Source organism: Pseudomonas sp. PDM17, from assembly GCF_014851985.1.
Lineage (GTDB): Bacteria > Pseudomonadota > Gammaproteobacteria > Pseudomonadales > Pseudomonadaceae > Pseudomonas.
In genome coordinates this window covers 256,690-282,879 of record NZ_JACVAT010000005.1, presented here as the reverse complement: position 1 = coordinate 282,879, position 26,190 = coordinate 256,690, and the positions used below count along the sequence as shown (strand labels likewise).

The following is a 26,190-nucleotide window of genomic DNA, read 5'->3' as shown; positions in this document are numbered from 1 at the left end:
GGTCCGGCCCCGCCATCAGGCGGCGGCGACCGGCGCGGGCCGGACAAGCGGCCCCTGACTCGTTATCATGGCGGCGTTTTCAACGAGACCCCCGCCATGGCTGAAATTCACGATGACGACTCGTCCTTCGATGAGAAGAGCAAGTCGCAAGTAAAACGCGAAATGCACGCGCTGCAGGAACTCGGCGAGCGCCTGACCACGCTCAAGGCCGACATGCTCGACCGCATGCCGCTTACCGATCCGCTGCGCCGCGCACTGGAAGAAGCTCCCAAGCACAAGGCCAACGCCGCCAAGAAACGCCACCGGCAGTTCATCGGCAAGCTGATGCGCGACCAGGATGTCGAGGCCATCCTCGCCCTGCTGGAGCAGGTAGATACCTCGACCCGCCAGTACAACGAACGCTTCCACGCCCTGGAGCGCTGGCGCGACCACCTGATCACCGGCGGTGACGCCGCGCTGTCGGCCTTCTTCGGCGAATACCCGGAAAGCGACCGCCAGCATCTGCTCCAGCTGATCCGCCACGCCCAGCATGAGGCCGCTCACAACAAGCCTCCGGCCGCAGCGCGGAAGATTTTCAAGTACATCCGCGAGCTGGACGAGCTGAAACGCGGCCTGCGCTGAGCGGCCGCGCCCTTCCCTTCCAGCCCCACCGGCAATGGCCTCAGCCGCCCGTGCCGCCGACGGTGATGGCGTCGATTTTCAGGGTCGGCTGACCGACACCGACCGGCACGGACTGGCCGTCCTTGCCGCAGGTACCCACGCCGCTGTCCAGCGCCAGGTCGTTGCCGACCATGGACACCCGGCTCATCACTTCCGGACCGTTGCCGATCAGGGTCGCGCCCTTCACCGGGCGGGTGATTTTGCCGTTCTCGATCAGGTAGGCCTCACTGGTGGCGAAGACAAACTTCCCGCTGGTGATATCTACCTGGCCGCCGCCGAGGTTCGCGCAGTAGATGCCGCGCTCGACGCTGGCGATGATCTCTTCCGGATCGCTCTGCCCGGCCAGCATGTAGGTGTTGGTCATTCGCGGCATCGGCAGGTGCGCATAGGACTCGCGGCGGCCGTTGCCAGTGCGCGCCACGCCCATCAGGCGGGCGTTGAGCTTGTCCTGCATGTACCCCTTGAGGATGCCGTTCTCGATCAGCACGTTGCAGTTGGTCGGCGTGCCCTCGTCGTCCACCGACAGCGAACCACGACGGCCGGCGATGGTGCCGTCGTCGACGATGGTGCACAGGCTGGAAGCGACCTTCTCGCCGATGCGCCCGCTGTAGTTGGAGCTGCCCTTGCGATTGAAGTCGCCTTCCAGGCCGTGGCCCACGGCTTCGTGCAGCAGCACCCCGGACCACCCGGCACCCATCACCACCGGCAGGCTGCCGGCTGGCGCGGGCACCGCTTCGAGGTTGACCAGGGCCTGGCGCAGCGCCTCGCGGGCGTAGCTCATGGCGCGGTCTTCCTGGAGGAAATATTTGTAATCGGTACGCCCGCCGCCGCCGTGACCGCCACGCTCGCGGCGGCCGTTCTGCTCGACGATGACGCTGACGTTGAAGCGCACCAGCGGGCGGATGTCCGCGGCCAGCGAACCGTCCGCCGCAGCGATCAGCACCTGGTCCCAGACGCCGGCGAGGCTGACAGTGACCTGCTGGATGCGCGGATCGAGGGCGCGGGTGGCGGCGTCGATCTTCTGCAGCAGCTCCACCTTATCGGCGCGGCTCATGACGTCCAGCGGGTTCTCGCCGGCATACAGGCGGGTCGGCACCACGGCCTGGAACGCCTGCACCTTGCCGTTCTGCCCGGCGCGGGAGATCGAACGGGCGGCGCGGGCGGCCTGGATCAGCGCTTCATGGTTGATCGCGTTGCTGTAGGCGAAGCCGGTCTTCTCGCCGGACTGCGCGCGCACACCGACGCCCTGGTCCATGTGGAAGCTGCCTTCCTTGACGATGCCGTCTTCGAGCATCCAGGACTCGGAAACCTGGCTCTGGAAGTACAGGTCGGCGGCGTCGATACCGGGGCCGCTCAGCTCGTGCAGGATCGGCGACAGCTGGTCGATATCCAGACCACCGGGGGCCAGCAGGTGCTGACTGACGGATGACAACAGTTCGCTCATATTCACTCCGTACGCGCCGGTCGTGGTTCGACCGGCGGGAAAAATCTTCGGTGCCGGGCAATCGGCATGCGCTGCCGGACCGCCGCCTGTTCCTCACTGTCGCGCTCGGCGAGCAGCACGGCCTCGCCCTTGGCCTGTTCGGCGAGGATACGCCCCCAGGGGTCGACAATCGCCGACTGGCCCCAGGTTTCCCGTCCTTTGGGGTGGGTACCGCCCTGCCCGGCCGCCAGCAGGTAGCACTGGGTCTCGATGGCGCGGGCGCGGACGAGGATTTCCCAGTGCGCCGCACCGGTCACCGCGGTGAAGGCCGCCGGGGCGCTGATCAGTTCCGCGCCAGCCTCGCGCAGCGCAGTGTAGAGCTCGGGGAAGCGCAGGTCGTAGCAGACCGTCATTCCCAGGCGCCCAACCGGCGTATCCGCCACCACCACGCGCTGACCGAAGGCGTAGTCGTCCGACTCGCGATAGCGGCCACGGGCGTCGGCGACGTCCACGTCGAACAGGTGCAGCTTGTCGTAGCGCGCCGCCACTTCGCCGCGTTCGTCCACCAGCAGCGAACAGGCGTTGGCCTTCGCGTCCGACTGGCCTTCGGGCGGCAGCGGAAGGGTGCCGGCGACTATCCACAACCTGAGGTCGCGGGCGGTGCTTTTCAACCAGGGCAGGATCGGCCCGATGCCCAGCGCTTCGGCACGGCCGATCTCCGCGAGATCGCGGCGGCCCATGGCGGCGAAGTTCTCTGGCAGTACCGCGAGGCGCGCACCACCCTCGGCGGCCTGCTCGAGCAGGCGACGGGCGGCGGCGAGATTGGCCAGGACATCGTCCTGGCTGACCATCTGGATGACGGCAATGGACATGCTGAGCTCCGTCGGTGTCTGGGTTTCATGCTAACTGAAGCCCGGGCTTTCTGCTCAATTGAGGGGCTCAATGAGGCTTTTCGAAAGGTTTCTCGAAAGCGATGGTGGGGCTCTGCCACGGGCCCTTGACGCTGTACTGCACACTGGCGAAGCGCGCGACCTTGTCGCCCAGCAGCTTGTCCACCACGAACAGCGCCCCACCAATGGCCGGCGCGCCGACGATCAGCGCCGCCAGCGGTAGGTTGTTGGTCACCGGCAAGGTCACCAGCAGCTTGGCGTCGATCTGGTCGTGGGCCAGGTCCAGGGTGCCGTTGAGTTCCAGGTTGCTCGACGGTCCGTCCAGGCGCAGCGGCTCGCGGGTGAAGTAGACGCCATCGGTGGCAGTGAGCACGCCCTTCACCCGGTCGTAGCTCAGGCCCTTGCCCAGCAGGTCGGAGAAGTCCAGGCGCAGGCGGCGGTTGATGGCGTTGAAGTTGAGCAGGCCGAATACGCGCAAGGCATTGGCGCCGCCCTCCACTTCGACGAACTGGCCCTTGCGCAGGCTGGCGTCCAGGGTGCCGCCGAAACGCCGCAGGTTCAGCGCCGCCGGGGAGCCCGGCCAGTTGCCATTGATGTCCACGCGGAAGCGCTCGCTGGTCACGCTGGGCGCGAAGTCCCAGGCCTTGAGCACATCGCCCATATTCTTGCCTTCAAGCTGACCCTGGAAGGTGCTGCGCGCGCTCGCCTCCATGCCGTCCCAGCGCAGGTTGCCCTTCACCAACAGGCCGCGCAGGTCCAGGTTGACGTCGTTGAAGCCAACCCCGGTGGGTGTCGGCCGCACGTTGAAGCTCCAGGCACCGACTGGCTTGCCAGCCTTCAGCACCTGGCGAATGCTCACGTCCATCGGCGGCAGGGTACGCGGGTCGATCTTCGCCAGCGGGTCCGGCGCCTCCACTGCCTTCTCGGAATCGATGGCCTCGCCCTTGGGCAGGTCGATGCGATCCAGAGCGATCTGGATCGGCTTTACCTTGCTGTCGGGCAGGGTGACCTTGCCGGAGACCAGTGAGCTGACCAGTCCGACCTGCCAGCTGCTGTCGACGCGCGCCAGGTCCAGCGTGAGGTTTTCCAGGGTCTGGCCGAAGCCCTTGAAGCGACCGATCTGTAGGTCCGCTCCACGCAACAGGCCAGCGGCGCCTTCGACACCGGTATTGGAGTACTTCTTCGCAACGGCCATCCAGGCATCGGCGTCGACTTCGTCGATCTTGCCGCGCACCTGCACGCCGCTCCAGTTGGGCAGCACGGCCGGATCGCCACCCAGGCGCAGCACTCCACGCCCGGCCAGCGGCTGCTCCACCGGCGCGGCGTAGGCCAGGCTGGCGCGGTCGCCATAGGTCGCCCAGTAACGCCGCTCGGCGCCGTCCAGGGTCATGCGCCATTCGCTCTCGCGGGTCTCCTGCGCCGCTTTGCCCAGCGGCGCCGGCAGGTCGATGGTGACGCCCTGCAGGTTCGAAGCGACCTGCAACTGGCTGTCCTTGCCGTCGAGCAGCAGGTTGAGCTGGAAGGGAATGCGTCCGTCCACCGGCAACTGCTTCTGCACCTTGCCCCACTCGAGCAGGGACTTGACCGGCACCTGGCCACCCACCAGCACCCGAGTGCGCGGGACGCCGTTGCGGCCTTCGGCACGAATGCTGCCGGTGACACGAGCGCCCAGCACCTGGGCCGCGATGTTCTGTCCACTCAGGCCGCTGTCGGTGTCATAGCGGAACTTGCCCTTGACCTGTTCGAGGGCAAGTTCGGGCTTGGCAATCTTCAACTTTGCCTTGTCGGTGTCGAAGTCGACTATCACCCGTGCCTTGCTCGCCTCGCCCTTGGCCAGGGGAATATCGAGGTTGAGGTGGCCGTTCAGGTCACCGGAGCCTTCCCAGCCGGCGAAGGTATGGGTCGCACCGATCGGCGAATCCTGGAGAATCTTCAGGCCATCGACGAGGTTGCTGTCGATGTCGCCATTCACATGCAGGTGGGCGACTTCGCCCGGGTCCGAATGGGGAATCTCCACCGACACATCGCGCACCTGGCTGTTGAGGATCTGCCCGCTGCTGGCGTTGATGCTGACACCGGTGTCCTCGACCCGCACCTCGCCCTCGGCCTTGCTCAGGCCGGGCCAGCCGGGCTGGTAGTCGAGCACGCCATCGTGGACCTTGAAATACAGGGTCATGGCGTGGGCTTCGGGCGCCGATCCCTTCTGCAGCGAGCCCTGCCAGAGGAAATAGCCCTGCTCGATGCGACCGCTCTTGATCGAACCCTTCAGCCAGGCGGCAAGGTCCTTGCTCATCTGCGGGATGACGGTCGGCAGGTACTTGCCGGTGTAGCGCGCATCACCATTGCTCATGCCGACTCGCAGGTCCATGTAGTCCTCCAGCGCCGGGTCGCGCATCAGGCGGATCAGCATGTCACCGGCGATGGTGCCCTCCTCGCCCTCCACCTGCATCAGGTGGCTGCCGAGGGTAAAGGCCTCGTCGTTGAGCTTGAAGAACATGCGCGTGTGCGCAGTGCGGTAGTGCCAGGGCTCCGGGAAGAGGGTTGCCAGGTGAAGCATGAAGTTCTGGGCGTTGGCATCCAGCGTGCCGCCTTCCAGGTTGCCGCGCAGGGTGCCATCGACATTGGCCACGGCGGGCACGTCATGGAAGGCGCTGACGCCAACCTTCTCCAGGTTGGTGGCATAGGCAACGCGCTCGGCGCCCTCGCGCTGCGGCCAGTAATCGAAGTTGACGTTGTGCAGCACGCCCTGCGGCTTGAGGCCGTCGAGCCACTCGATGGCCTTGTCCGGCAGCGGCGCCAGGGCGGTGATGGTCGGCCCCAGCGGGGTCAGGTCGAGGCGGTCGGCGCGCAGCTGCCAGTGCTCCTCGTCCTTCATCCGGCGAGTCAGCTCCAGCTCCACCTCGCCCCAGCGAGTTTCGCCGAGGTTCGCCGCCAGATCGGCAACGCGCAGATCGAAATCGTCGCCATTACGCTGGAAAAACAGGCTGACGCCCAGGTCACTCAGGCTCAGCGGTTTGCGATCGCCCAGCGCCGCGTCGATCTTCGGCGCGTTCAGGCGCGCCACAGCCGACACCGGCACGCCCTTGTCGATGGTCGCCCAGAGTTCGCCGCCGGCCTTGGCCTGGGACAGCTTCCAGGCTCCAGTGAGGCGCTCAGGCAACCACTTGGCCCAATCGGCCTGGGGCAGGCTGAGGTACAACTGGGCCGAACTCTTTGCCCAGTCGTCACGGTTCAGGCGGGCTTCCAGGCGCGCCGCCACCGGCTCGCCGCCGGGCAGGCTGAGACGTGCTTCCAGACGCTGGCGGCTGCCGCTGCGCAGGGTCATGCCGACGTAGGTCAGCGACAGCGGGTTGGCCTGCTGCGGCAGTACGGTCAGTTGGCTGTCCATCAGCGACAGGCGACGCGGGGTCAGCAGCAGGTCGATGAGCTTGCGCGGATCGGTGTCGCCGCCGCGGCTGGGCAGGCCATCGGCGTGCCACTTGCCGTCCTCGTCCTCGCGCAGGGTCAGGTGCAGACCTTCCAGTTCCAGGCTGTCGATGCGCGGCTGGCGCGCCATTACGCTGCCGAGGATGTCCGGAGTCAGACGTACCCGTTCCAGACGCAGGGAGTCATTGCCCTCGCCCAGTTGGATATCGCGCACCACGATGATCGGGCTGAAGGCATGCCAGTGCCCCTCCAGCGCGCCAATGGCCACCGGCAGGCCCAGCTGTTCGCTGGCCTTCTGCGCCAGGTCATCGCGGTACTCCGCCACCAGCGGCACCAGTTGCCGCCCGAGGCTGACGTAGAGCGCGAGCAGCACCAGTCCCAGCGCCAGGAGGCCCAGAATGATGCGCAGGGAAGTGGCGAACAGGCGGCCGGCACGCTCCATGTCAGCCGGCTGCCTGTGAAGTGAAGCGAAGGGTCATCGAGCGGCCTCCCAGCCAGGCAATGTCGAACCAGGTCTGACAGTGTGCGTCAGGCAAAGCTCCAAAAAACCCCATTGCACGACGGCCTCCTGCCCGAATCCCAGACTATGCGATCCGCCGCTCAAAGCAGGACCACGTCGTACTGCTCCTGGGAATACATGGCCTCGACCTGGAACTTGATGGGGCGACCGATGAACAGCTCCAGGTCCGCGACATTACCCGACTCCTCGTCGAGCAGGCGATCCACCACCTTCTGATTGGCCAGCACCAGATAGGAATTGGCCTGGTAGGCGCGAGCCTCGCGAAGAATCTCGCGGAATATCTCGTAGCAGATGGTTTCGGCAGTCTTCAGCATGCCGCGCCCCTGGCAGCTCGGGCAGGGCTCGCAGAGCACCTGCACCAGGCTTTCGCGGGTGCGCTTGCGGGTCATCTGCACCAAGCCCAGCTCGGTGATGCCGATGATGTTGGTCTTGGCATGGTCGCGTTCGAGCTGCTTCTCCAGGGTCCGCAGGACCTGGCGGCGGTGCTCCTCGTCTTCCATGTCGATGAAGTCGATGATGATGATCCCGCCCAGGTTGCGCAGGCGCAGCTGGCGGGCAATGGCGGTGGCCGCCTCGAGGTTGGTCTTGAAGATGGTCTCTTCGAGGTTGCGATGGCCGACGAAGGCGCCGGTGTTCACGTCGATGGTGGTCATCGCTTCAGTCGGGTCGATGATCAGGTAGCCACCGGACTTGAGCAGCACCTTGCGCTCCAGCGCCTTCTGCACCTCGTCCTCGACCCCGTAGAGGTCGAAAATCGGCCGCTCACCCGGGTAGTGCTCCAGACGGTCAGCGATTTCCGGCATCAGTTCTTCGACGAACTGCGTGATTTTCTGGAAGTTCTCCCGGGAATCGACACGGATCTTCTCGATGCGCGGGTTCACCAGGTCGCGTAGGGTGCGCAGGGCCAGGGAAAGGTCTTCGTAGATCATCGTCGGCGCGCCGACGGTCTGGATCTGCGCGTCGATCTGATCCCAGAGGCGGCGCAGATAGCGGATATCGGCGAGGATCTCGTCTTCACCCGCGCCCTCGGCAGCGGTACGCAGGATGAACCCGCCGCGCTCGACGATACCCTCGGCCTCGACGCACTTGGCGACCACCTGCTTGAGGCGCTCGCGTTCGTGCTCGTCCTCGATCTTCAGGGAAATGCCGACGTGGCTGGTGCGCGGCATGTAGACCAGATAGCGCGAGGGGATCGACAGGTGCGTGGTGAGGCGCGCGCCCTTGGTACCGATGGGATCTTTGGTGACCTGCACCACCAGGCTCTGCCCTTCGTGGACCAGCGCACCGATGCTTTCCACCGCGCTGCCTTCGCGGGTGGAAATCTCCGCAGCGTGGATGAAGGCTGCACGTTCCAGGCCGACGTCGACGAAGGCCGCCTGCATGCCGGGCAGCACGCGCACTACCTTGCCCTTGTAGATGTTGCCGACGATCCCGCGGCGCAGTGTGCGCTCGACATGGACCTCTTGCAGGACGCCGTTCTCCACCACCGCCACGCGCGATTCCATCGGCGTGATATTGATCAGGATCTCTTCGCTCATGCGCCCTTCCTTATCGCGCCCGGAGTCGTGCCAGCGCTATTTTTCGATCAAGACTGCCAGCTGGGGATGGAGAAGTCAGCCAGCAATGCCGAGGTTTCGCAAAGAGGCAGGCCGACCACAGCGCTGTAGCTGCCCTCCACGCGGCTGACGAAGACCGCCGCAAGCCCCTGGATAGCATAGCCACCGGCTTTATCCTGCGGCTCGCCGGTTTCCCAATAGCGCTCGGCTTCCTCGGCGGAAACCGCGCGGAAGGCCACGCGGCTGCTGACCACGCACGCCTCGCAGCGATCCCGGTCGGCAACCGCCACGGCGGTCAGCACTTCGTGCTCGCGGCCGGACAGGGCCTGCAGCATGGAGAGGGCGTCGTCGCGATCGACCGGCTTGCCGAGAATACGGCCATCCAGCACCACGGCGGTATCGGCGCCAAGCACGCAGACGTCGGCGCGCTGGGCAAGGAAGTTCAGCCCGGCCAGCGCCTTGCCACGCGCCAGACGCTCTACATAGGCATGCGCCGACTCGCCGGACGCGGGCGTTTCATCGATGGACGCGGGCACTATATGGAACGGCAGGCCGATCTGGGTGAGCAGCTCGCGGCGGCGCGGCGAACTGGAGGCGAGGTACAGCTGGGCCATCAGGGACTCCGAAGCGGGCCCGCGCAACGCGGGCCCGGCGATTCCCCCGCAAGGGGGCGATCAGTTGATGTTCAGGCGCAGCCGCAGGGCCCGCAGCAGTGTGTAGACCCAGGGCCAGAGCAAGGCGCTGACCAGTGCCGGCAGGAGGAACACCAGGGTCGGCGGGCGGTTGCCGGTCAGGGCGCTGATCCACAACTGGACCAGTTGGGCAAGACCGTAGACCACCAGCAACACCAGGCACTGCTGCCAGATGGGGAACATGCGCAGGCGCTGGTGCAGCGACAGCACCAGACAGATGATCAGGCTGAGGATCAGGGCGTTCTGCCCCAGCAGGCTGCCGTAGAGCACGTCCTCGGCGACGCCGAACACCCAGGCGGTCAGCATGCCGACCTTGTGCGGCAGGTAGAGCACCCAGTAGGTGAGGAACATCGCCAGCCACAGCGGGCGGCCGATCTCCATGAAGCTGGGCATCGGCGCCACCGACAGCAGCAACGCCGCCAGCAGGGTGAGCCAGATGGCCCAGCCGTTGTTCGAGCCCTGCGCCGCCATCAGTGACGTGCCCTTTCATCCGGGTGCGATGCCGGGGCACCCGCAGGCGCGGCAGGCGCCGTACCGTTGGTGCCGGCCGGGTGGGCTGGCTGCGTGGCGGGAGCGGCAGGAGCAGCGGGCTGCGCGCCGTCATGCGGCTGGGCTGCCGGAGCACCTGGTGCAGGCTGTGCCGGCGCGCCGGACTCGGCGGCCTTGCGATCGGCCTCGGCCTGGGCCTCGGCGGCATCGGTGGCGCGCTGCTCTGGGGTACGGCTGTCGCTGAACACCAGCAGCACGTAGCGGCTGCGGTTCATCTTGGCGGTCGGCACGGCGCGGATGGTGGCGAAAGGCCCGCCCGTGTCGTGCAGGACTTCCTTCACCACTGCCACCGGATAGCCGGCCGGGAAGCGCTGGCCAAGGCCGGAGCTGACCAGCAGGTCACCTTCCTTGATGTCGGCGGTATCGGCGACGTAGCGCAGCTCCAGACGCTCCGGATTGCCGGTGCCCACGGCGATGGCGCGCAGGCCATTGCGGTTCACCTGCACCGGAATGCTATGGGTGGTGTCGGTCAGCAGCAGCACGCGCGCGGTGTAGGGCATGACCTCGACCACCTGGCCCATAAGGCCGCTGGCGTCGAGCACGGGCTGGCCCTGGAACACGCCGTCCTTCTCGCCCTTGTCGATCAGGATGCGCTGGGTGAAGGGGTTCGGGTCGACACCGATCAGCTCGCCCACCAGCACCTTGTCGTCGACCAGAGCGGAAGAGTTGAGCAGCTCGCGCAGGCGTACGTTCTGTTCGGTGAGGGTGGCGAGCTTCTGCAGACGGCGCTGCATCAGCAGTTGCTCGGCCTTCAGGCGCTCGTTCTCGGCCAGCAGCTCGCTACGGCTGGTGAACTGGTCGCGCACGCCTTCCCACGCACGAACGGGGAAGTCGGCGATGCCATAGAAGGGACTCAGCACGAGGCCCATCTGGCTGCGTACCGGTTTCAGATAATCGAAGCGGGCATCGACCACCATCAAGGCGACCGACAGGACAGCGAGCACCAGAAGGCGCGCGCCCAGCGAGGGCCCTTTGGAGAATATCGGTTTGATGACCGGCTCCTAGCTGTGCAAGGTCGGTTGAAGTTTCACCAGCGCGGGCAAAACGTCAACCAACCTCCACGTCCAACTTACTCGGTGGACAGCAGGTCCATCGAATGACGGTCCATCATTTCCAGCGCCTTGCCGCCGCCACGGGCGACGCAGGTCAGCGGGTCTTCGGCGACGATCACCGGCAGGCCGGTTTCCTGGGCCAGCAGCTTGTCCAGGTCGCGCAGCAGCGCGCCACCACCGGTCAGCACCAGACCACGCTCGGCGATGTCCGAAGCCAGCTCCGGCGGGGACTGCTCCAGAGCGCTCTTGACCGCCTGGACGATGGTCGCCAGGGATTCCTGCAGCGCTTCGAGCACTTCGTTGGAATTCAGGGTGAAGCTGCGCGGTACGCCTTCGGCCAGGTTGCGGCCACGGACGTCGACTTCGCGGACTTCGCCGCCCGGGAAGGCGGTGCCGATTTCCTGCTTGATGCGCTCGGCGGTGGATTCGCCGATCAGGCTGCCGTAGTTGCGGCGCACATAGGTGACGATGGCTTCGTCGAAACGGTCGCCGCCGACGCGGACGGATTCGGCATAGACCACGCCGTTGAGGGAGATCAGGGCGATCTCGGTGGTGCCGCCGCCGATGTCGACGACCATGGAACCACGGGCCTCCTCGACCGGCAGGCCGGCGCCGATGGCAGCAGCCATCGGCTCTTCGATCAGGTACACCTCACGGGCGCCAGCGCCCAGGGCCGATTCACGGATGGCGCGGCGCTCCACCTGGGTGGACTTGCACGGCACGCAGATCAGCACGCGCGGGCTGGGCTGCAGGAAGCTGTTCTCGTGAACCTTGTTGATGAAGTACTGCAGCATCTTCTCGCAGACGCTGAAGTCGGCGATCACGCCGTCCTTCATCGGACGAATGGCGGCAATGTTGCCCGGGGTACGGCCCAGCATGCGCTTGGCCTCGGTACCGACCGCTACCACGCTTTTCTGGCTGCCGTGGCTACGAATGGCGACCACGGACGGTTCGTTCAGGACGATGCCGCGCTCGCGCACATAAATAAGGGTATTGGCAGTGCCCAGGTCGATCGACAGATCACTGGAGAACATGCCACGCAGTTTTTTGAACATTGGAAAGAAACCCATAGGTGGCGCGTGGGTGAAAAGTGCGCGGGTAAAAAAGTGCGGCAAACTCTAACAATGACGGGGGTTTTGGGCAAGGCGGCAATTTATGCTAGATTCCTCGTTTTTCGGGCCCGCAGGCCCATCCCAGCGGCCTTCGACCGTCTGCCGCGGGTTCTGTTCCCTGCCCCCTCAATTCCTTCCGGCCAGGTCCAGTTCGAACCGGGCCGCTCTAGCTGGAGACCCCGATGGCGCTTGAACGCTCCGACGTGGAAAAGATCGCCCACCTCGCCCGCCTGGGCCTGGAGGAAGCCGACATTTCGCGCACCACCGACACCCTCAACAACATCCTTGGCCTGATCGACGCCATGCAGGCGGTCGACACCCATGGTGTGGAGCCCCTGGCCCACCCGCTGGAAGCCACGCAGCGCCTGCGCGCCGACGCAGTCACCGAGGAGAACCGCCGCGAAGCCTACCAGGCCATCGCGCCGGCCGTGGAAGACGGCCTTTACCTCGTCCCGAAAGTCATCGAGTAAGCGCTAAGGACACGGACATATGCTGCATCAATTGACCCTCGCCGAAGTCGCCCGCGGACTCGCCGACAAGCAATTCTCCGCCCAGGAACTGGCCACTGCCCTGCTCGCGCGCATCCAGCAGCTCGACCCGCAGCTGAACAGCTTCATCACCGTCACCGAAGAAAACGCCCTGGCCCAGGCCAAGGCGGCCGACGAGCGGCGCGCCAAAGGCGAGACCGGTGCCCTGCTGGGCGCACCAATCGCCCACAAGGACCTGTTCTGCACCCAGGGTGTACGCACCAGTTGCGGTTCGAAGATTCTCGACGCCTTCGTCTCGCCCTACGACGCCACCGTCGTCGAACGCCTGGCCGACGCCGGCACCGTGAGCCTGGGCAAGCTGAACATGGACGAGTTCGCCATGGGCTCGGCCAACGAATCCAGCCACTACGGTCCGGTGAAGAACCCCTGGGACACCTCCCGCGTACCGGGCGGCTCCTCCGGTGGCTCCGCCGCCGCCGTGGCGGCGCGCCTGATCCCGGCCGCCACCGGCACCGACACCGGCGGTTCGATCCGCCAGCCGGCCGCGCTGACCAACCTCACCGGCATCAAGCCGACCTACGGCCGCGTATCGCGCTGGGGCATGATCGCCTACGCCTCCAGCCTCGATCAGGGCGGCCCGCTGGCCCGCACCGCCGAGGACTGCGCGCTGATGCTCGGTGCCATGGCCGGCTTCGATCCGAAGGACTCCACCTGCGTCGACCAGCCGGTAGACGACTACCTGGCCGCCCTGGCCAAGCCACTGACCGGCCTGCGCATCGGCCTGCCGAAGGAATACTTCGGCGCCGGCCTGGACAGCCGCATCGCCGACGCGGTGATGAAGGTGGTCGAGCAGCTCAAGCAGCTCGGCGCGGTGGTCAAGGAGATATCCCTGCCGAACATGCAGCACGCGATCCCTGCCTATTATGTGATCGCGCCCGCAGAAGCGAGCTCCAACCTGTCGCGCTTCGATGGCGTTCGCTACGGCTACCGCTGCGAAGACCCGAAGGACCTGCAGGACCTGTACAAGCGCTCCCGCGCCGAAGGTTTCGGCGCTGAGGTGAAGAACCGCATCATGGTCGGCACCTACGCGCTTTCCGCCGGTTACTACGACGCGTATTACCTGAAGGCTCAGAAAATTCGTCGCCTGATCAAGAACGATTTCACCAATGCCTTCGCCGAAGTCGACGTGATCCTCGGCCCGACCACGCCGAACCCGGCCTGGAAACTGGGTGAGAAGAACAACGACCCGGTCGCCCAGTACCTGGAAGACATCTACACCATCACCGCCAACCTCGCCGGCATTCCGGGCCTGTCCATGCCGGCCGGCTTCGTCGACGGCCTGCCGGTGGGCGTCCAGTTGCTCGCGCCGTACTTCCAGGAAGGCCGCCTGCTCAACGTCGCGCACCAGTACCAATTGGTCAGCGACTGGCACAAACAAGCACCGGCTGGATTCTGAGGACGACACACATGCAATGGGAAACCGTGATCGGGCTGGAAATCCACGCACAGCTCTCCACCCAATCGAAGATATTCTCCGGTAGCGCCACCACCTTCGGCGCCGCCCCGAACACCCAGGCCAGCCTGGTCGACCTGGCCATGCCCGGCACCCTGCCGGTGCTGAACCAGGAAGCGGTGCGTATGGCCTGCCAGTTCGGCCTGGCGATCAACGCCGAGATTGCCGAGCGCAACGTGTTCGCGCGCAAGAACTACTTCTACCCGGACCTGCCCAAGGGCTACCAGACCAGCCAGATGGACCACCCCATCGTCGGCAAGGGCCACCTGGACATCACCCTCGAGGACGGCACCGTCAAGCGCGTCGGCATCACCCGCGCGCACCTGGAAGAGGACGCCGGCAAGAGCCTTCACGAAGACTTCCACGGCATGAGCGGCATCGACCTGAACCGCGCCGGCACTCCGCTGCTGGAGATCGTTTCCGAGCCGGACATCCGCAGCGCCAAGGAAGCCGTGGCCTACGTCAAGGCGATCCACGCCATGGTGCGCTATCTGGGCATCTGCGACGGCAACATGGCAGAAGGCTCGCTGCGTTGCGACTGCAACGTCTCGGTACGGCCGAAGGGCCAGGCCGAGTTCGGTACCCGCGCCGAGATCAAGAACGTGAACTCCTTCCGTTTCATCGAGAAGGCGATCAACCACGAAGTGCAGCGCCAGATCGAGTTGATCGAGGACGGCGGCAAGGTCGTGCAGGAAACCCGCCTGTATGACCCGAACAAGGACGAAACGCGCTCCATGCGCAGCAAGGAAGAAGCCAACGACTACCGTTACTTCCCCTGCCCGGACCTGCTGCCGGTGGTGATCGAGCGCGCCTTCCTCGAAGAGCTGCGCGGCCAGCTGCCGGAACTGCCGGACCAGAAGCGCGAGCGCTTCGAGAGCCAGTACGGCCTGTCCGCGTACGACGCCAGCGTGCTGTCCGCCAGCCGCGAGATGGCCAACTACTTCGAACAGGTCCAGGCCATCTGCTCCGACGCCAAGCTGGCGGCCAACTGGGTGATGGGCGAGCTCTCCAGCCTGCTCAACAAGGACGGCCTGGAAATCGAGCAGTCGCCGGTTTCCGCCGAGCACCTGGGCGGCATGATCCTGCGTCTGAAGGACGGCACCATCAACGGCAAGGCAGCCAAGACCGTGTTCGCCGCCATGGCCGAAGGTGAAGGCTCGCCCGACGAGATCATCAAGGCCAAGGACCTGGTGCAGAACACCGATTCGGGCGCCGTCGAGAAGCTGCTGGACGACGTGCTGGCGGCCAACGCCGAGCAGGTCGAACAGTACCGCGCCAGCGACGAAGCCAAGCGCGGCAAGATGTTCGGCTTCTTCGTCGGCCAGGCCATGAAAGCCGCCAAGGGCAAGGCCAACCCGGCGCAAGTGAACGAACTGCTGAAGAAGAAGCTCGAAGCCTGAGCCCACACTTCAACGACGCCGGGCTTGCCCGGCGTTTTTTCGTCCGGAGGTTCGATGCTGCGACCCATGGCCCTCATCGGTTGCCTGGCCCTGCTGGCCGGCTGTAGCACCACGTCATATGACAGCGACTCGGAAGTCTCCGGACGCGGCTACCGCGCCGAAGGCACCGCGTCCTATTACGGCAAGGCGCACCATGGCAAGCGCACCGCCAGTGGCGAGCGCTTCAACCAGAACGCCCTGACCGCCGCCCACCGCACCCTGCCCTTCGGCACGCGGGTGCGGGTGACCAACCTCGACAACGGCCGCAGCGTCGTGGTCCGGATCAACGACCGCGGGCCGTTCGGCCGCGGGCGGATCATCGATGTTTCCAAGGCCGCCGCCGAACAACTCAACATGCTGCGCTCCGGCACCGCGCCGGTGCGCCTGGAAGGTCTCTGAAGGAGCCAGAATGAGCAACGACAACCGCAAGGCCGGCGAGCAGGTCCGCCGTGAAGTGATGGGCGACGCCTTCGTCGACCGCGCGCTGAGCAACGCCACCGAGTTCACCCAGCCGCTGCAGGACTTCGTCAACGAACACGCCTGGGGCGGCGTGTGGAACCGCGAAGGCCTGCCGCTCAAGACCCGCAGCCTGATCACCCTGGCCGCGCTGACCGCGCTCAAGTGCCCGCAGGAGCTGAAAGGCCACGTGCGCGGCGCGCTGAACAACGGCTGCACGGTGGAAGAGATTCGTGAGGCGCTGCTGCATTGCGCGATCTATGCCGGTGTTCCGGCGGCTATCGACGCCTTCCGCGCGGCGCAGGAAGTGATCGACGCGTGGCAGGCGGATCAGAAGGCCTGATTGTCAGCAGCCCCAATAGGCGCTGTTCGCGGGCGTGGCCCGCTCCTACTTGGGATTTCGCAGCGCTGCGGTTCGCGAGCAAGCTCGCTCCTACGAAAAGCGCATCGAGCGTCAGCTCTTGGCTCTTAAAGACTTCCAGTGAAATACCCGCACGCTCCGGAGTGCCCCTTTCAGGAGGCCGAAGGTGATCCGAGTTTCAGGGGTTGAGCGACATGGATGTCGCGAGAGCTGCGATGGGCCAGGGATGGCCCTTCGCAGCGGGCCCCTGAAACTCAGAAGAACCGAGGGTACTTTTCGCGAAGCGAAAAGCCGGATGTAGGGGCGAGACCTTTGCCTACTTTGGGTCGTTTGCCAAAGTAGGTCGCCCGAGGGGGCGAAACGAGAAGGTCGCGCGCACGCCGAAGCGGCGCAAAAAACCTCCCCCGAAGCAGCACGTAGGACGCATAACCCGGAACGGGTTATCCGCCGATACCTCGACGGCGGATAACGCTGGCGCGTTATTCGCCCTACCAGAGCGTCCGCGGCTCCAACGACGGGGTTGGCGTAGGAGCGGACCTTGTCCGCGATGTGCCACAGGCCAGCTCAGAGCGGCCGGCCATCTATCGCGGACGGAGTCCGCTCCTGCGAAAGCGCTCTTGTCTTTACGGGTAACTGAACCGCTTAACCAGCGTCAGTTCCCCTGGCTGGCGCATCGGGATCAGGAAGGACTCCTGCTTCTCGTTCACCGTCCCCTCCTCCGTGACGATGGTTACCTGCGCCGTGGTCAGCGGCTTGGCCGCGTTCACGTCGCCTGAACTTTCATCCGAACTCCAGCCACCGCCGTAGTAGTTCACGTAGACCAGGTACTGGCCCTTGAGCGGGGTCGGGCTGGCGATGATTTCCGGGCCGTAGCCGGTGGTCACGTCGACGTCCTGGGCGGCGCCGTTGGGCAGCGAGCGGTTGCCGTACCAGACGTGCCCGCCATCGGGCGTTACCAGGTGCAGGTCGAGGTCGGTGTTGTCCGAATCCCAGGACAGCATGACCCGCAGCTTGGCCGCCACCTCACCGCCACCACCGCCGTGGTAGAACTGCACGCGCTTGCGCTGCTGGCCGTCCGGGCTGACGACTTCGACACTATTGGAGCCCGCCGGGAAGGCGAACGGCCGATCGAACTTGCCGTCGCTCTCGACCCGCATCGGCATGGCCACACCGTTGACCACCAGGCGCGCCGGCTCCTTGCTGTCCTTGGGCAAGCCACGGATTTCGCCACGGATGCGCGCGGTATCGGACTGGTCCTCCCGCGAGTTCACCGAGGACGCCGGGTAGTTCACCGTCTGCCGGAAGTCGGCCTTGTCGCCATCGCCCGAGCGCCAGCCGCCCAGCGGGGTATCCAGGCTGATCGGCGATTCGGCGGCCTGCGCGCCCAGCGGGATCAGGCTGGCGAGCAGGGACAGGCGGAGCGCGTGGGCGAGTTTCATGCTGATCATTCCAGTATCAGGCGACGGGCCAGGTTTTCCACGTAGCCCTCGTCTTGTCCATTGGGGTGCGCCTGGAAGGCCAGGTGCAGGTATTCATGAGCCAGGTCGAGGCGGTCCTGCTGGGAGTACAGGCCGCGCACGTAGATGCGCTGGCGTTCGCGGTCGACGTAGGGCCGACCACTGCTCAGGCGGCACACGGCGAAGGACTGCAGTTCCTCATAGCCCGCCTCGGTTTCCAGGCGCGGGCGCCAGTTGCGGCGCTGCGCCGTCAACCAGCGCTCGGCCTCAGGCAGTGGCTGGCAGGCGGCAGTCGGGTTGCTCCAGCGGCTGAGGCTGGTGCGTGGGAAGGCGCGGGCAAGGATCGCGTCATAGCGCAGGCCCTTGGCGGCCTGCTCCTGGGCGTTGCGCCAGGACAGCTTCGACTGCCCCGCCTCGTCCGAGTGGTAGGTGACGGTGCCGCCAGCCAGCACCAGATCAGCCGTCCAGGCCGCTATGCCACGCGCCGCCTCGCTGGCCGGACGCGGCGCCACACGCTGGCGCTGGCTGCTGTCGTCGATGCTCAGGCAGTCTCCGCGCGGGGCGCCGTTCTGCAACAGATAAGTGCGAATGGTCACCGCCAGCGCCTTGGCCGCTTCCGGCGGCGTAGCGGAGGCCTCGCGGTCGAGCACGCGAGCGACGTATTCCTCGCGGGACAGGCGCGCAGTCAGACGCAGGCCTTTGGCGCCGCGCTCCAGGAACAGATCGCCGCTACTGTTCACATCCAGTCGAACGCCATTGGCGAACACCACATTCTGCCGGCCCGCCAGCAGCCCCTCGGCGGCGGGTTGATTACGTGGGTCGTAGACCTCTTTGAGCGGGTAGCGGCTGAACAGGCCGACCTCGACACATCGCCCCGGATCGCTGGGCCACGGCGCCGGCAGCGCGGCACCAATGGCATTGCCGTACTTGGCCAGCACCGTCTTGCTGGTACCCGGCCCGCGCGCCCAGAGCGGCGTGCCGTCGACCAGCCAACCGGCAAAGCCGCCCTCGCGCCGACCGCCTTCATCCCAACTCCAGGTTTTCACCCGCAGGCGTCCTCCCAAAGCGGCAGGAGCGCGGCCCTCGTCGGCGGCCAGGCTGACGTCGAGCAGCACCTTGCGCGCCTGCTCCTGGGCCGGCAGGTGTTGCAGCTGATCGAGCAGTTCGGCGACCGGCACTTCGGTCTGTGGCGCCAGCTTGTCCAACTGGGCGATCCAGGCCGGCGCGTGGCGCGCCTGCCAGTACTGGCGCCAGACCGAACCATTGATGCCCAGACGCTGCGGCTGGAAGTACAGGCCGCAGGACTTCACCAGCGCGGCGTCGCGCTCGATGCTCTGCCCTGCCGAGCAGCAATAGACCTCTTCCTTGCTTTCGCCCCGGCACGAGTAGGCCGGTTCCTGCTGGCCTGTGTCGTTCAGCCAGGCATAGACGAACAGTTTCCACAGGCTGCCCAGCGGCGCGTGCAGGTCCGCCGGCAGCGGCTGGCGGTCGAGCACCTGCTGCGGCCCGAGCCGCAGCAGTTCGTCGCCCTGCGCGGTGCGCCAGGCCAACTGCGCCTGCTCTTGCGAGCCGGGCGCCGCAAGGGCACTCAGCGGCAACAGCAGGATCAGCCCGGCCAGACGCGCGCGCATCGATTACTGAACCTTGATCTTCGCCAGGGCCGGCTGCTGCTCCAGCGCCTGCTCCTGCGGCGCATAGAGGCGCTGGTAGCGAGCCGGCGGCAGGACGAACTCGCCCTTCTGCGAGAAACGAACCAGATGGCGGAAACGCAGTTCGCCGCCGAGGGTGTCCACCGGCACGCCGTAGAACAGGTCACCCGGCTCGTTGCGTGCGCGCTCCAGGCTGGTCGCCTCGACGCCGCCCAGGCCGCTGATCTGCAAGCCCCAGGTGGTGCGCTCGACGTCTGCGCCCGGCGGCAGTGGCACTTCCAGCATGCCGTAGCGCAAGGCTTGCGCCTGCTCGGTGGTCAGGGTCACTTCGTCCAGGTACAGCTCGTCGCTGGACAGCGGCTTGTCACCCAGTTCCTCGGCGCTGAAGGCGAAGGCGTCCTCGCCCGGCACCAGGCGCAGCAGGCGGCGCTTGATGGTCACCGGCAGCTGGCTGGCCGGCGCTTCGGCGCTGCGGAAGGTCACGGAAGCGTTGAGCGAACGCGAAGGCGCGGTGCTCAGGTCCAGCTGCGCTGGCACGTCCTTGCCCTGCCATTGCCAGAAGGCTTCGCCGGTGGTGCTGTGGCTTTCCTTCCAGTCCGCGACCGGCTTGGGCAGCTCGGCAGCCGGGGCATCGGCCACGGCGCGCTGCATCCAGGTCAGTGCCAGGGCGCGTTCGACGGTGGATTGCTGCGGCGCCAGGCTTTGCAGCAGGGCGCGGGCACGGCTGGCATCGACGGTACCGATGTAGAGCTGTACGGCACGGGCGAACGGCTGGTCGCTGGTATTCAGCCTCAGGCGCGCGCCATCCAGTTGCCTGGCGAACCCGGACGGCAGCGCAACCTTGTTCTGCTCGGCCAGGCTGGCCGTCAGCACGCGGGCCACGGCCAGGCCCAGCTCGGAGTCCGGCTGGCCCATGACCAGGCTGTCGTCGCTGTCGAAGTCGTTCACCGACTTCGCCGCCTCGCCGTTGCCGGCGTTCTCCAGGTCAGTGAGCAGGCCACTGACCAGGGTCTGCACCGGCAACTTCATGTCGCGGGCGAAGGCCAGGATCAGCGCGCGCTGCAGCAGCGGCGTGGCGCTGGCGCGTGCGGAGTACAGCTCCAGTACGCGCTGCCAGTGGTCCGGCGGCAGCTGGATTTCCAGTGCGCGGCTGGCGTGCCAGTCGGCGTAATAGGCATAGGCGGTGAGGAAGGCGTCGTAGTCTTCGCCGCCCCACCAGGTGAAGTAGGCGTCCGGGCCGGCCATCTGCACCAAGCGCAGGCGGCTGGTCTGCATGATCAGCCGCAGGCGGTCGCGCACGCGCGGCTCACCGTTGGCCAGCATCGGGTAGGCCACACTCAGCGGCAGCAATTGGCTGGCGGTCTGCTCGACGCCACCCCAGGGGTAGTCGAGCAGCGAGTCGAGATTGCCGCGCAGCAGGGCCTGGGCGCTGTCATCCAGGCGTAGGCTGACGTCGCGGGCGTCCGCCGGCAGCTGCAGCGGAGTGTTCTGCGCGTTGACCTGCAGCGGCCTGGACTGCAGCACCTGCCAGCTGTCCGCCACGAGGCTGAAGTGCACGCCGAGGCTATCGCGCACCTGGCCGTCCTGGCGCAGTTCGACGCTCCAGTCGCCATCGCTGAGCGGCTGTTGCGGCAGGGCGATGTAGTTGACGCCACGCTTGAGGTCCAGCGCCTGGGTCTTCTCCGCGCCATTGGCGCGGATCAGCAGCTCGGCCTGGGTGTCCTGCTCGCCCTGGTTGAAGACGAACAGGCCCAGGTCCGGCGCATCGCCCGTGCGGAAGCGTTTCGGGCCACTCCACTTCAGGTAAAGCGGCTTCTCGGAGCGAATGAACTGCTTCTTCTGGCCGACCTGCCCCTGGTCATCCATGGCGCGGGCGGTGATACGCCAGCGGGTCAGGGAGTCGGGCATGCGGAACTTGAACTGGGCCTTGCCGTTGGCGTCGGTGACCAGCTCCGGCTCCCAGGCGGCGGTGTCGACTTCCTCGCGACGCGGCCGCTCCAGCACCTTCACGCCACGCTCGCTACGGTTGGCGCGACCGGGCGCGCTGGGCGTGCCGGGCAGTGCCACGTCGTAGCTGATGAACGCAAGGCTGGCACTGGTGCGCACGTTGTTGCGGCGCGGGTGGTAGAAGAACTGGTCGATACCCGGAGCGATCTCCGGCTGCAGTGCGTAGATCATCTCGTCCACCACACTCACGGTGAGGTGACTGGAGACAGGCTTGCCGGCGTAGGCGGTGTCGAGGTTGACGGTGACCGTCTCGCCCGGCTCGTAGCGTTCCTTGTCGGTGCTGACGGCGATCTCCACCTGCGGCACGGCGACCTTGATGCCGGCGTTCTGGAAGCTGTAGTCGCCGCTGCGGGTGTAGAGCACGGAGAAGGTGAGGTTCGGCGAGAACTCGGCCGTCACCGGAATGCGGGCGCGGTACTGGGTCGGGTTGAGCTTTTCCAGCTTCAGCCAGTCGCCGCCCTTGGACAGCAGCGCGGTGGCCTCGACCTTGTCGCGCTCCAGCGACAACAGCGCGTCATCCACGGGTTCGGGGAAGGTGATCAGCGCCAGCGCTTCTTCACCGGCCTGGTACTCGGCCTTGTCGAGGACGATTTCCACGGTGCCCGGGACAGCCTTTACGCCATCGCCGCTGACCGAGTGGCCGGTTCCGCCGAGCAGTTGACCGGCCTTGTCGCGCAGCTCGACGCTGTAGGTGCCGGGCTTGTCGAAGGTAATGGCGAACTTGCCGCCTTCGACTGCGCCGTCGCCGCTGCTGCGGTCTTCCAGACGTAGCCAGCGGTAGGCGGTGGGCTGGATCTGGGTTTGCTGTTCGGCGGCGTAGCTGAACTCGACCTTGTCACCGGCGGCGCTGAAGCGCTGCGGCGCGCTCACGCGGTAACGCGCGGCGCCACGTTCGATGAGGATTTCCTTGCTGGTTTTCACCCGGTACGCGGCGCCATCACTGGCGAACACGGTGAGCATGTAGCGGCTGGGCTTCTCCGCCGCCGGCAGGTCCAGCGCGGCGCGGCCCTGGGCGTCGGTGGTGATCTGTGCGCTGGTCAGCTCCACGGGGAACTGGCCGAGGTACTGCAGTTCGTTGTCCACCATGGACAGCTGCTGCGCGCGCAGGCTCAGCTCCAGGCGGGCATTGGCCACCGGCTTGCCGTCCGGGTAGAGCAGGATCAGGTTGCCCTTCACCGGCTCGCCGGTCTTGAAGTCCGGCTTGGCCAGGTCGAGGGAAATCTCGAAATGCGGCTTGATGTACTCGGCGACGCGGAAGGCGCTGCTGTAGGTCTGGTCGCGGTAGTCGAAGCGCAGCTCGTAGCCGCCGGCGACGGCGTTGGCCGGCAGCTGGAAGCGGCCGTTGGTGCCGCTCCTGGCGTCGTACTTGAGGTCGAGGGTCTGCAGCGTGGTGCCGGCGGCATCGATCACCGACAGGCGCAGCGGCGCGCTCTGCGGCGACTGCGATTCACGGGAGTTCTTGAACTCGCGGCCGACGATCTTCAGCGACACCCAGTCGCCCGGACGGTACAGCGGGCGGTCGGTGAAGGCGTAGAGCTTGGTGTCGTAGATTTCGCTGTCGTAATAGAAGTTCTCGGAGACGAAGACGCCGCCCTCCTCGTCCTCGCCGATCACGAAGGAGCGCTCGGGACTGACGTGCTGCAGGCGCAGCAGGCCGTCGGCATCGCTGCTGCCGCTGCTCATCACACCCAGGCCATCGGTCCACAGCACCTTGGCGCCACCGACCGGGGTGCCTTCATGCTTGCGTGCGGTCCACACCAGTAGCTCATTGCCGGCGATCTTGCTCACCGCAACGCTGTTGGAGACGAACACCACCGTGGTCGCACGGTACTTGCCGACCAGTGCTTCCACCAGGTACAGGCCGGGCTTGAGCTTGCCCAGCGGCACGTAGACGTTGCCCGGTGCGACGTTGATGAACTCGCTGGAAGAACCGGCGAGGCTGACTTCCTTCGGCGGCTGGATCGGCTTGGCGTCCCACAATGGATAGCGGAACTGACTGACCATCGGCAGGCCGGGAATCGGCGCGTACTGCGGCTGCGCGTCATAAGGCGTCGGCGCGCGCATGGCATTGCCCATCTTCAGCTCGGGCACCACCTCGGTGACCTGCTGGCGCGACTCGTAGGAGAAGGTCCGCTGCATCACCCGACGCGACTTGCGGTACCAGTTGTCCCACAGGTAAGCCAGGGTGTTGGACAGGCCCTCGCCCTTGAACTGCCCCTCGGACAGCACGCGGTGCAGGTTCTTCTGACGCTTGAGGAAGTCCAGCGGCTGGTCGATGCGGTAGACGCGGATGTCCGCGCCACCGTAGGGCTCCATGCGATAGCGGCGGTAGTCGCGACCGGGCGCCTCCAGGCGCACCTTGGCCACCTCGTCGGAAGCGAAGCTGGTGTCGGCGAGCAGAAAGAACGACTCGCCGGCCATGGGCGTGTAGCCGCTCGCCGGAACGTCGTCGTCCGCCTGCACGATCGTGGGCGCGGCGGCGAACAGGCCGGCGCACACCAGGGCAGCGGCAATGCCGCGCAGCGCGTTCATCGGGTCAGGAAGGACAAGCGATAGACGCCGATAAAGTTGGGATTGGATTCGTCGGGTATCCATCGGGTGTCCTTCCATGTCATGAGTTGTTGCAGGCTGACCGAGCGCATGCCGTTATCGGTCGCCGTACGAGTGCCGGTGTGATAAGCGATGTCGCGGCCCATCCAGATCATCAGATGCTGGTCATCGCCCTGGTCGAAGAACATCAGGTCGCCGGGGCGCGCCTGGTTGAGGTCGCGGCCAACGAGCTGGCTGTTGTATTGAATGAGTTTGATCGCGTTGACGTAGGGGCCGGTCTTGCCGCCGCCCTGCTGCCAGGTCTGCGCGAGATTGCGCTGCGCGTCGGACAGCTCCAGCTCCGGCGGCAGGTAGCGGTTGGACATGCCGTTGGCGCGCAGCCACTTGGCGTCGTGCACCTTCAGCGCCTCGTTGGCGGCGAAGCGCACGAGACCCGCGCAGTCCTGCTGGTACCAGCGCGGGTTCGGCCCGCGGCGCAGCTGCTCCTCGGCGATGCGCACGAACCAGGCGCGGAACACCTGGGTCTGCTGCGCATCCAGCGCCGGCTCCGTTGCGTGCGCCAGCGTGGCGACAAGCAGACTGGCCAGCAGCATGAGGGGTTTGCGGATCACAGTGCCTTCCATTCCAGCGGCAACCACTCCCACTCACCGCTGGGCTCGCTGCCAGCCGGCAGGGTCAGGGCGTAGGAGCCGTTGCCGGCGAGAGTCTTCAGGCGCGGCAGGAGCAGCGTGTCGGCGGCGTTGCGGAATACCGGCTCGATGTCCTGCGGCAGGCTGTCCAGGGTCTCGCGCTGGAGCAGTGCGGACAGCGTCTTGGGCGCCAGGTACGCGGGCACCAGGGCGTCCTTGGGCAGCACGTCGGCCAGCGGCGGATAGCGCTTGGCCAGGGTGTTGCGGGCCTTGTCGAGCAGCTTGTCGTCGATGGAGAACAGCAGGGTATTGCCATCGCGCAGCAGGCTGACGCGGAAGAAGCCGTTGCCACTGACCTGATCGGGATTCTCCGCCTCACTGGCCGGGTACTGGCCGAAGCGTGAGCTGACCTGACGCTGCCACAGGCGACCTTCGCCCTCGGCACGGCTTTCAACCTCGAAGGCGCCGGCTTCCACATTGGCCTCGTAGGCGCCGATCATGCTGCCGAACAGCTTGCCCAGTTGCTCGTCCAGCTCAGGGCTGGCGGGCGCGTCGAGCTTCACCGCGAGCAGCGGTGAGTGCAGGCGCGAATCCGGGTACCAGCACAGGCCGGCAGCGCCGGAGAGGTGCTCGGAGAAGGCTGCGGCCATCTTCTGCTCGGCGCCCAGCTTCACCAGCATGTTGTCGTACAGGCCCGGCGTGACCGGCAGCGCGACGCAGGCGCTGGCGCCCATGGGCATGGCCTGCCAGACAGGGGTGAAGTCCAGGTCCGGCTGGCGGGCGACTTCATTGAGTGCCAGGTAGCTGTGCCAGCCGTCCTTGCCCTGCTCGAAGCGCACGCCGGAGAAGGTCGGGATAAGGCGCTGGTAGCCCATGGCGATGACGCCTGCACCCAGGGTGATGCGCTGTTTCAGCTCGCCGCGCGGCTCCAGGGCGAAGTCCTTGGCGAACAGCGGCTCGCCTTCCAGCGCGGTGCCCAGGTCCTTGGCGACGGCGGCATCGGGCTCGCCCAGGTTGTCGTAATCCGGGTTGGGGAAGAGCATTTTCGGGTTCGACAGAACCAGCATCTGCTCGCCACGGGAGACGAACAGCAGGGTCTTCTCGGCGCCATAGCGCAGGCTGTAGACCGGCGTGGCGCTGCCCTTCACCTGGATTTCCGCGACCTTCTTCAGCTGGCTGTCATCGGCCGCTATCCTGGCCAGCGGCTCCAGCACCCTGGCCAGGCCGCCGCGCTTGAGCACCACCATGAAGTCGCGCAGACGGCCATCGGCACCGCGCCACAAGGCGACCTGGGCCGGCTGGTCGAGCAGTTCCTCGATCACGCTGTCCTTCAGGGTCAGGTCGTGTTCGTAGACGATGCGCCGCAGGGTACCGGTCAGGCCCAGGCGGTCGGCGTTGTTCTCGTAGTAGAAGACGAAGTCTTCGGTGAGCACGTCGCGCAGCAGCGGCACTTCCAGCACGGCCTTGGGCAACTGGCTGAGGGAGGCACTCTCGATCAGCGCGTCGGGGCGCTTGAGGTCTCGGACCACTTCGGGGCTTTCCGGTGCTTCCAGGGTGCCCACCGGCGCCGAGTGGAAGGCCGGGATCAGGCCGAAGGCCAGGGCCAGGCCGCCGGCGACCAGCGCGGCGGCGAGCGCGCCGATGGCGATCAGCGGACCACGGCCAGGGGCCTGGGCCGGGGTCGGCGTGGGGGTGCTGTCTGGGCTGCTGGAGGGCGTATTGTCGCTCATGGATCGCTTGTCCCGTGTCATCCCTGCGAGG

19 protein-coding genes are annotated in these 26,190 nt (G+C 66.4%); 6 read left to right on the top strand and 13 right to left on the bottom strand.

The genetic code is table 11. The features are described 5' to 3' along the window. The first annotated feature begins 96 nt into the window (after positions 1-96). Positions 97-621 carry a ribosome biogenesis factor YjgA gene (gene yjgA, locus IB256_RS19500; RefSeq protein ID WP_024766553.1) on the top strand — a complete coding sequence of 175 codons (525 nt, stop codon included), beginning with the start codon at positions 97-99 and terminating at the stop codon, positions 619-621. A 40-nt stretch (positions 622-661) separates the two neighbouring features. Here the strand turns inward: yjgA and tldD are convergent, their stop codons facing one another. The 8 genes from tldD to mreB all read right to left on the bottom strand — a co-directional run bounded on the left by tldD (position 662) and on the right by mreB (position 11,823). Then, positions 662-2,104 (bottom strand): metalloprotease TldD, encoded by a 1,443-nt coding sequence (gene tldD / locus IB256_RS19495; protein ID WP_192290029.1) that lies wholly within the window; start codon positions 2,102-2,104, stop codon positions 662-664. 2 nt (positions 2,105-2,106) lie between these two features. Further along, a complete protein-coding gene (locus tag IB256_RS19490; RefSeq protein WP_192290031.1) occupies positions 2,107-2,955 on the bottom strand; it encodes a carbon-nitrogen hydrolase family protein in 849 nt (282 codons plus the stop codon). A gap of 67 nt (positions 2,956-3,022) precedes the next feature. Further along, positions 3,023-6,841 carry a YhdP family protein gene (locus IB256_RS19485; protein ID WP_192403741.1) on the bottom strand — a complete coding sequence of 1,273 codons (3,819 nt, stop codon included), beginning with the start codon at positions 6,839-6,841 and terminating at the stop codon, positions 3,023-3,025. Positions 6,842-6,999: 158 nt separating this feature from the next. Continuing rightward, positions 7,000-8,457 (bottom strand): ribonuclease G, encoded by a 1,458-nt coding sequence (gene rng / locus IB256_RS19480; RefSeq protein WP_045209573.1) that lies wholly within the window; start codon positions 8,455-8,457, stop codon positions 7,000-7,002. Positions 8,458-8,504: 47 nt separating this feature from the next. Next, positions 8,505-9,089 carry a Maf family protein gene (locus IB256_RS19475; protein ID WP_192290034.1) on the bottom strand — a complete coding sequence of 195 codons (585 nt, stop codon included), beginning with the start codon at positions 9,087-9,089 and terminating at the stop codon, positions 8,505-8,507. A gap of 60 nt (positions 9,090-9,149) precedes the next feature. Continuing rightward, complete coding sequence (mreD, locus tag IB256_RS19470; protein WP_138212270.1) at positions 9,150-9,638, bottom strand: rod shape-determining protein MreD; 489 nt, start codon at positions 9,636-9,638, stop codon at positions 9,150-9,152. Next, the gene (gene mreC, locus IB256_RS19465; protein WP_192290643.1) at positions 9,638-10,699 is read right to left on the bottom strand and encodes a rod shape-determining protein MreC; all 1,062 of its coding nucleotides are present in this window, start codon (positions 10,697-10,699) and stop codon (positions 9,638-9,640) included. The genes mreD and mreC overlap by 1 nt, the downstream gene beginning before the upstream one ends. Positions 10,700-10,785: 86 nt before the next feature. Next, entirely contained in the window at positions 10,786-11,823 is a 1,038-nt protein-coding gene (gene mreB / locus IB256_RS19460; RefSeq protein ID WP_017518164.1) for a rod shape-determining protein MreB, read from the bottom strand. A 239-nt stretch (positions 11,824-12,062) separates the two neighbouring features. On the opposite strand from mreB, the gene gatC reads away from it, so the two are divergent. The 5 genes from gatC to IB256_RS19435 are packed head-to-tail and all read left to right on the top strand — an operon-like array spanning position 12,063 to position 16,119. Beyond that, positions 12,063-12,350 (top strand): Asp-tRNA(Asn)/Glu-tRNA(Gln) amidotransferase subunit GatC, encoded by a 288-nt coding sequence (gene gatC / locus IB256_RS19455; RefSeq protein ID WP_192403739.1) that lies wholly within the window; start codon positions 12,063-12,065, stop codon positions 12,348-12,350. A 19-nt stretch (positions 12,351-12,369) separates the two neighbouring features. After that, positions 12,370-13,824, top strand: a complete 1,455-nt coding sequence (gatA, locus tag IB256_RS19450; RefSeq protein WP_138212268.1) for an Asp-tRNA(Asn)/Glu-tRNA(Gln) amidotransferase subunit GatA — start codon at positions 12,370-12,372, stop codon at positions 13,822-13,824. Between the two features lie 11 nt (positions 13,825-13,835). After that, on the top strand, positions 13,836-15,281 hold the full coding sequence (gatB, locus tag IB256_RS19445; protein WP_192403737.1) for an Asp-tRNA(Asn)/Glu-tRNA(Gln) amidotransferase subunit GatB: 1,446 nt from the start codon (positions 13,836-13,838) through the stop codon (positions 15,279-15,281). A 54-nt stretch (positions 15,282-15,335) separates the two neighbouring features. Further along, positions 15,336-15,719: a septal ring lytic transglycosylase RlpA family protein gene (locus IB256_RS19440; protein WP_081517440.1), complete on the top strand. Its 384-nt coding sequence runs from the start codon at positions 15,336-15,338 to the stop codon at positions 15,717-15,719. A gap of 10 nt (positions 15,720-15,729) precedes the next feature. Next, the gene (locus tag IB256_RS19435; RefSeq protein ID WP_192290038.1) at positions 15,730-16,119 is read left to right on the top strand and encodes a carboxymuconolactone decarboxylase family protein; all 390 of its coding nucleotides are present in this window, start codon (positions 15,730-15,732) and stop codon (positions 16,117-16,119) included. 641 nt (positions 16,120-16,760) lie between these two features. On the opposite strand, the gene IB256_RS19430 is transcribed toward IB256_RS19435, so the two are convergent. Genes IB256_RS19430 through IB256_RS19410 form a run of 5 tightly spaced genes read right to left on the bottom strand, consistent with a single transcriptional unit; the run spans position 16,761 to position 26,159 of the window. Then, positions 16,761-17,576, bottom strand: coding sequence for a YfaP family protein (locus tag IB256_RS19430; RefSeq protein WP_192403735.1), 816 nt, complete (start codon positions 17,574-17,576; stop codon positions 16,761-16,763). 5 nt (positions 17,577-17,581) lie between these two features. Next, complete coding sequence (locus tag IB256_RS19425; protein ID WP_192403732.1) at positions 17,582-19,225, bottom strand: DUF2300 domain-containing protein; 1,644 nt, start codon at positions 19,223-19,225, stop codon at positions 17,582-17,584. Positions 19,226-19,228: 3 nt separating this feature from the next. Continuing rightward, positions 19,229-23,782 (bottom strand): alpha-2-macroglobulin family protein, encoded by a 4,554-nt coding sequence (locus IB256_RS19420; protein ID WP_192403730.1) that lies wholly within the window; start codon positions 23,780-23,782, stop codon positions 19,229-19,231. After that, a complete protein-coding gene (locus IB256_RS19415; protein WP_225594755.1) occupies positions 23,779-24,393 on the bottom strand; it encodes a DUF1175 domain-containing protein in 615 nt (204 codons plus the stop codon). The genes IB256_RS19420 and IB256_RS19415 overlap by 4 nt, the downstream gene beginning before the upstream one ends. Before the next feature lie 14 nt (positions 24,394-24,407). Next, positions 24,408-26,159: a DUF2138 domain-containing protein gene (locus tag IB256_RS19410; RefSeq protein ID WP_192403728.1), complete on the bottom strand. Its 1,752-nt coding sequence runs from the start codon at positions 26,157-26,159 to the stop codon at positions 24,408-24,410. Between the last annotated feature and the right edge of the window lie 31 nt (positions 26,160-26,190).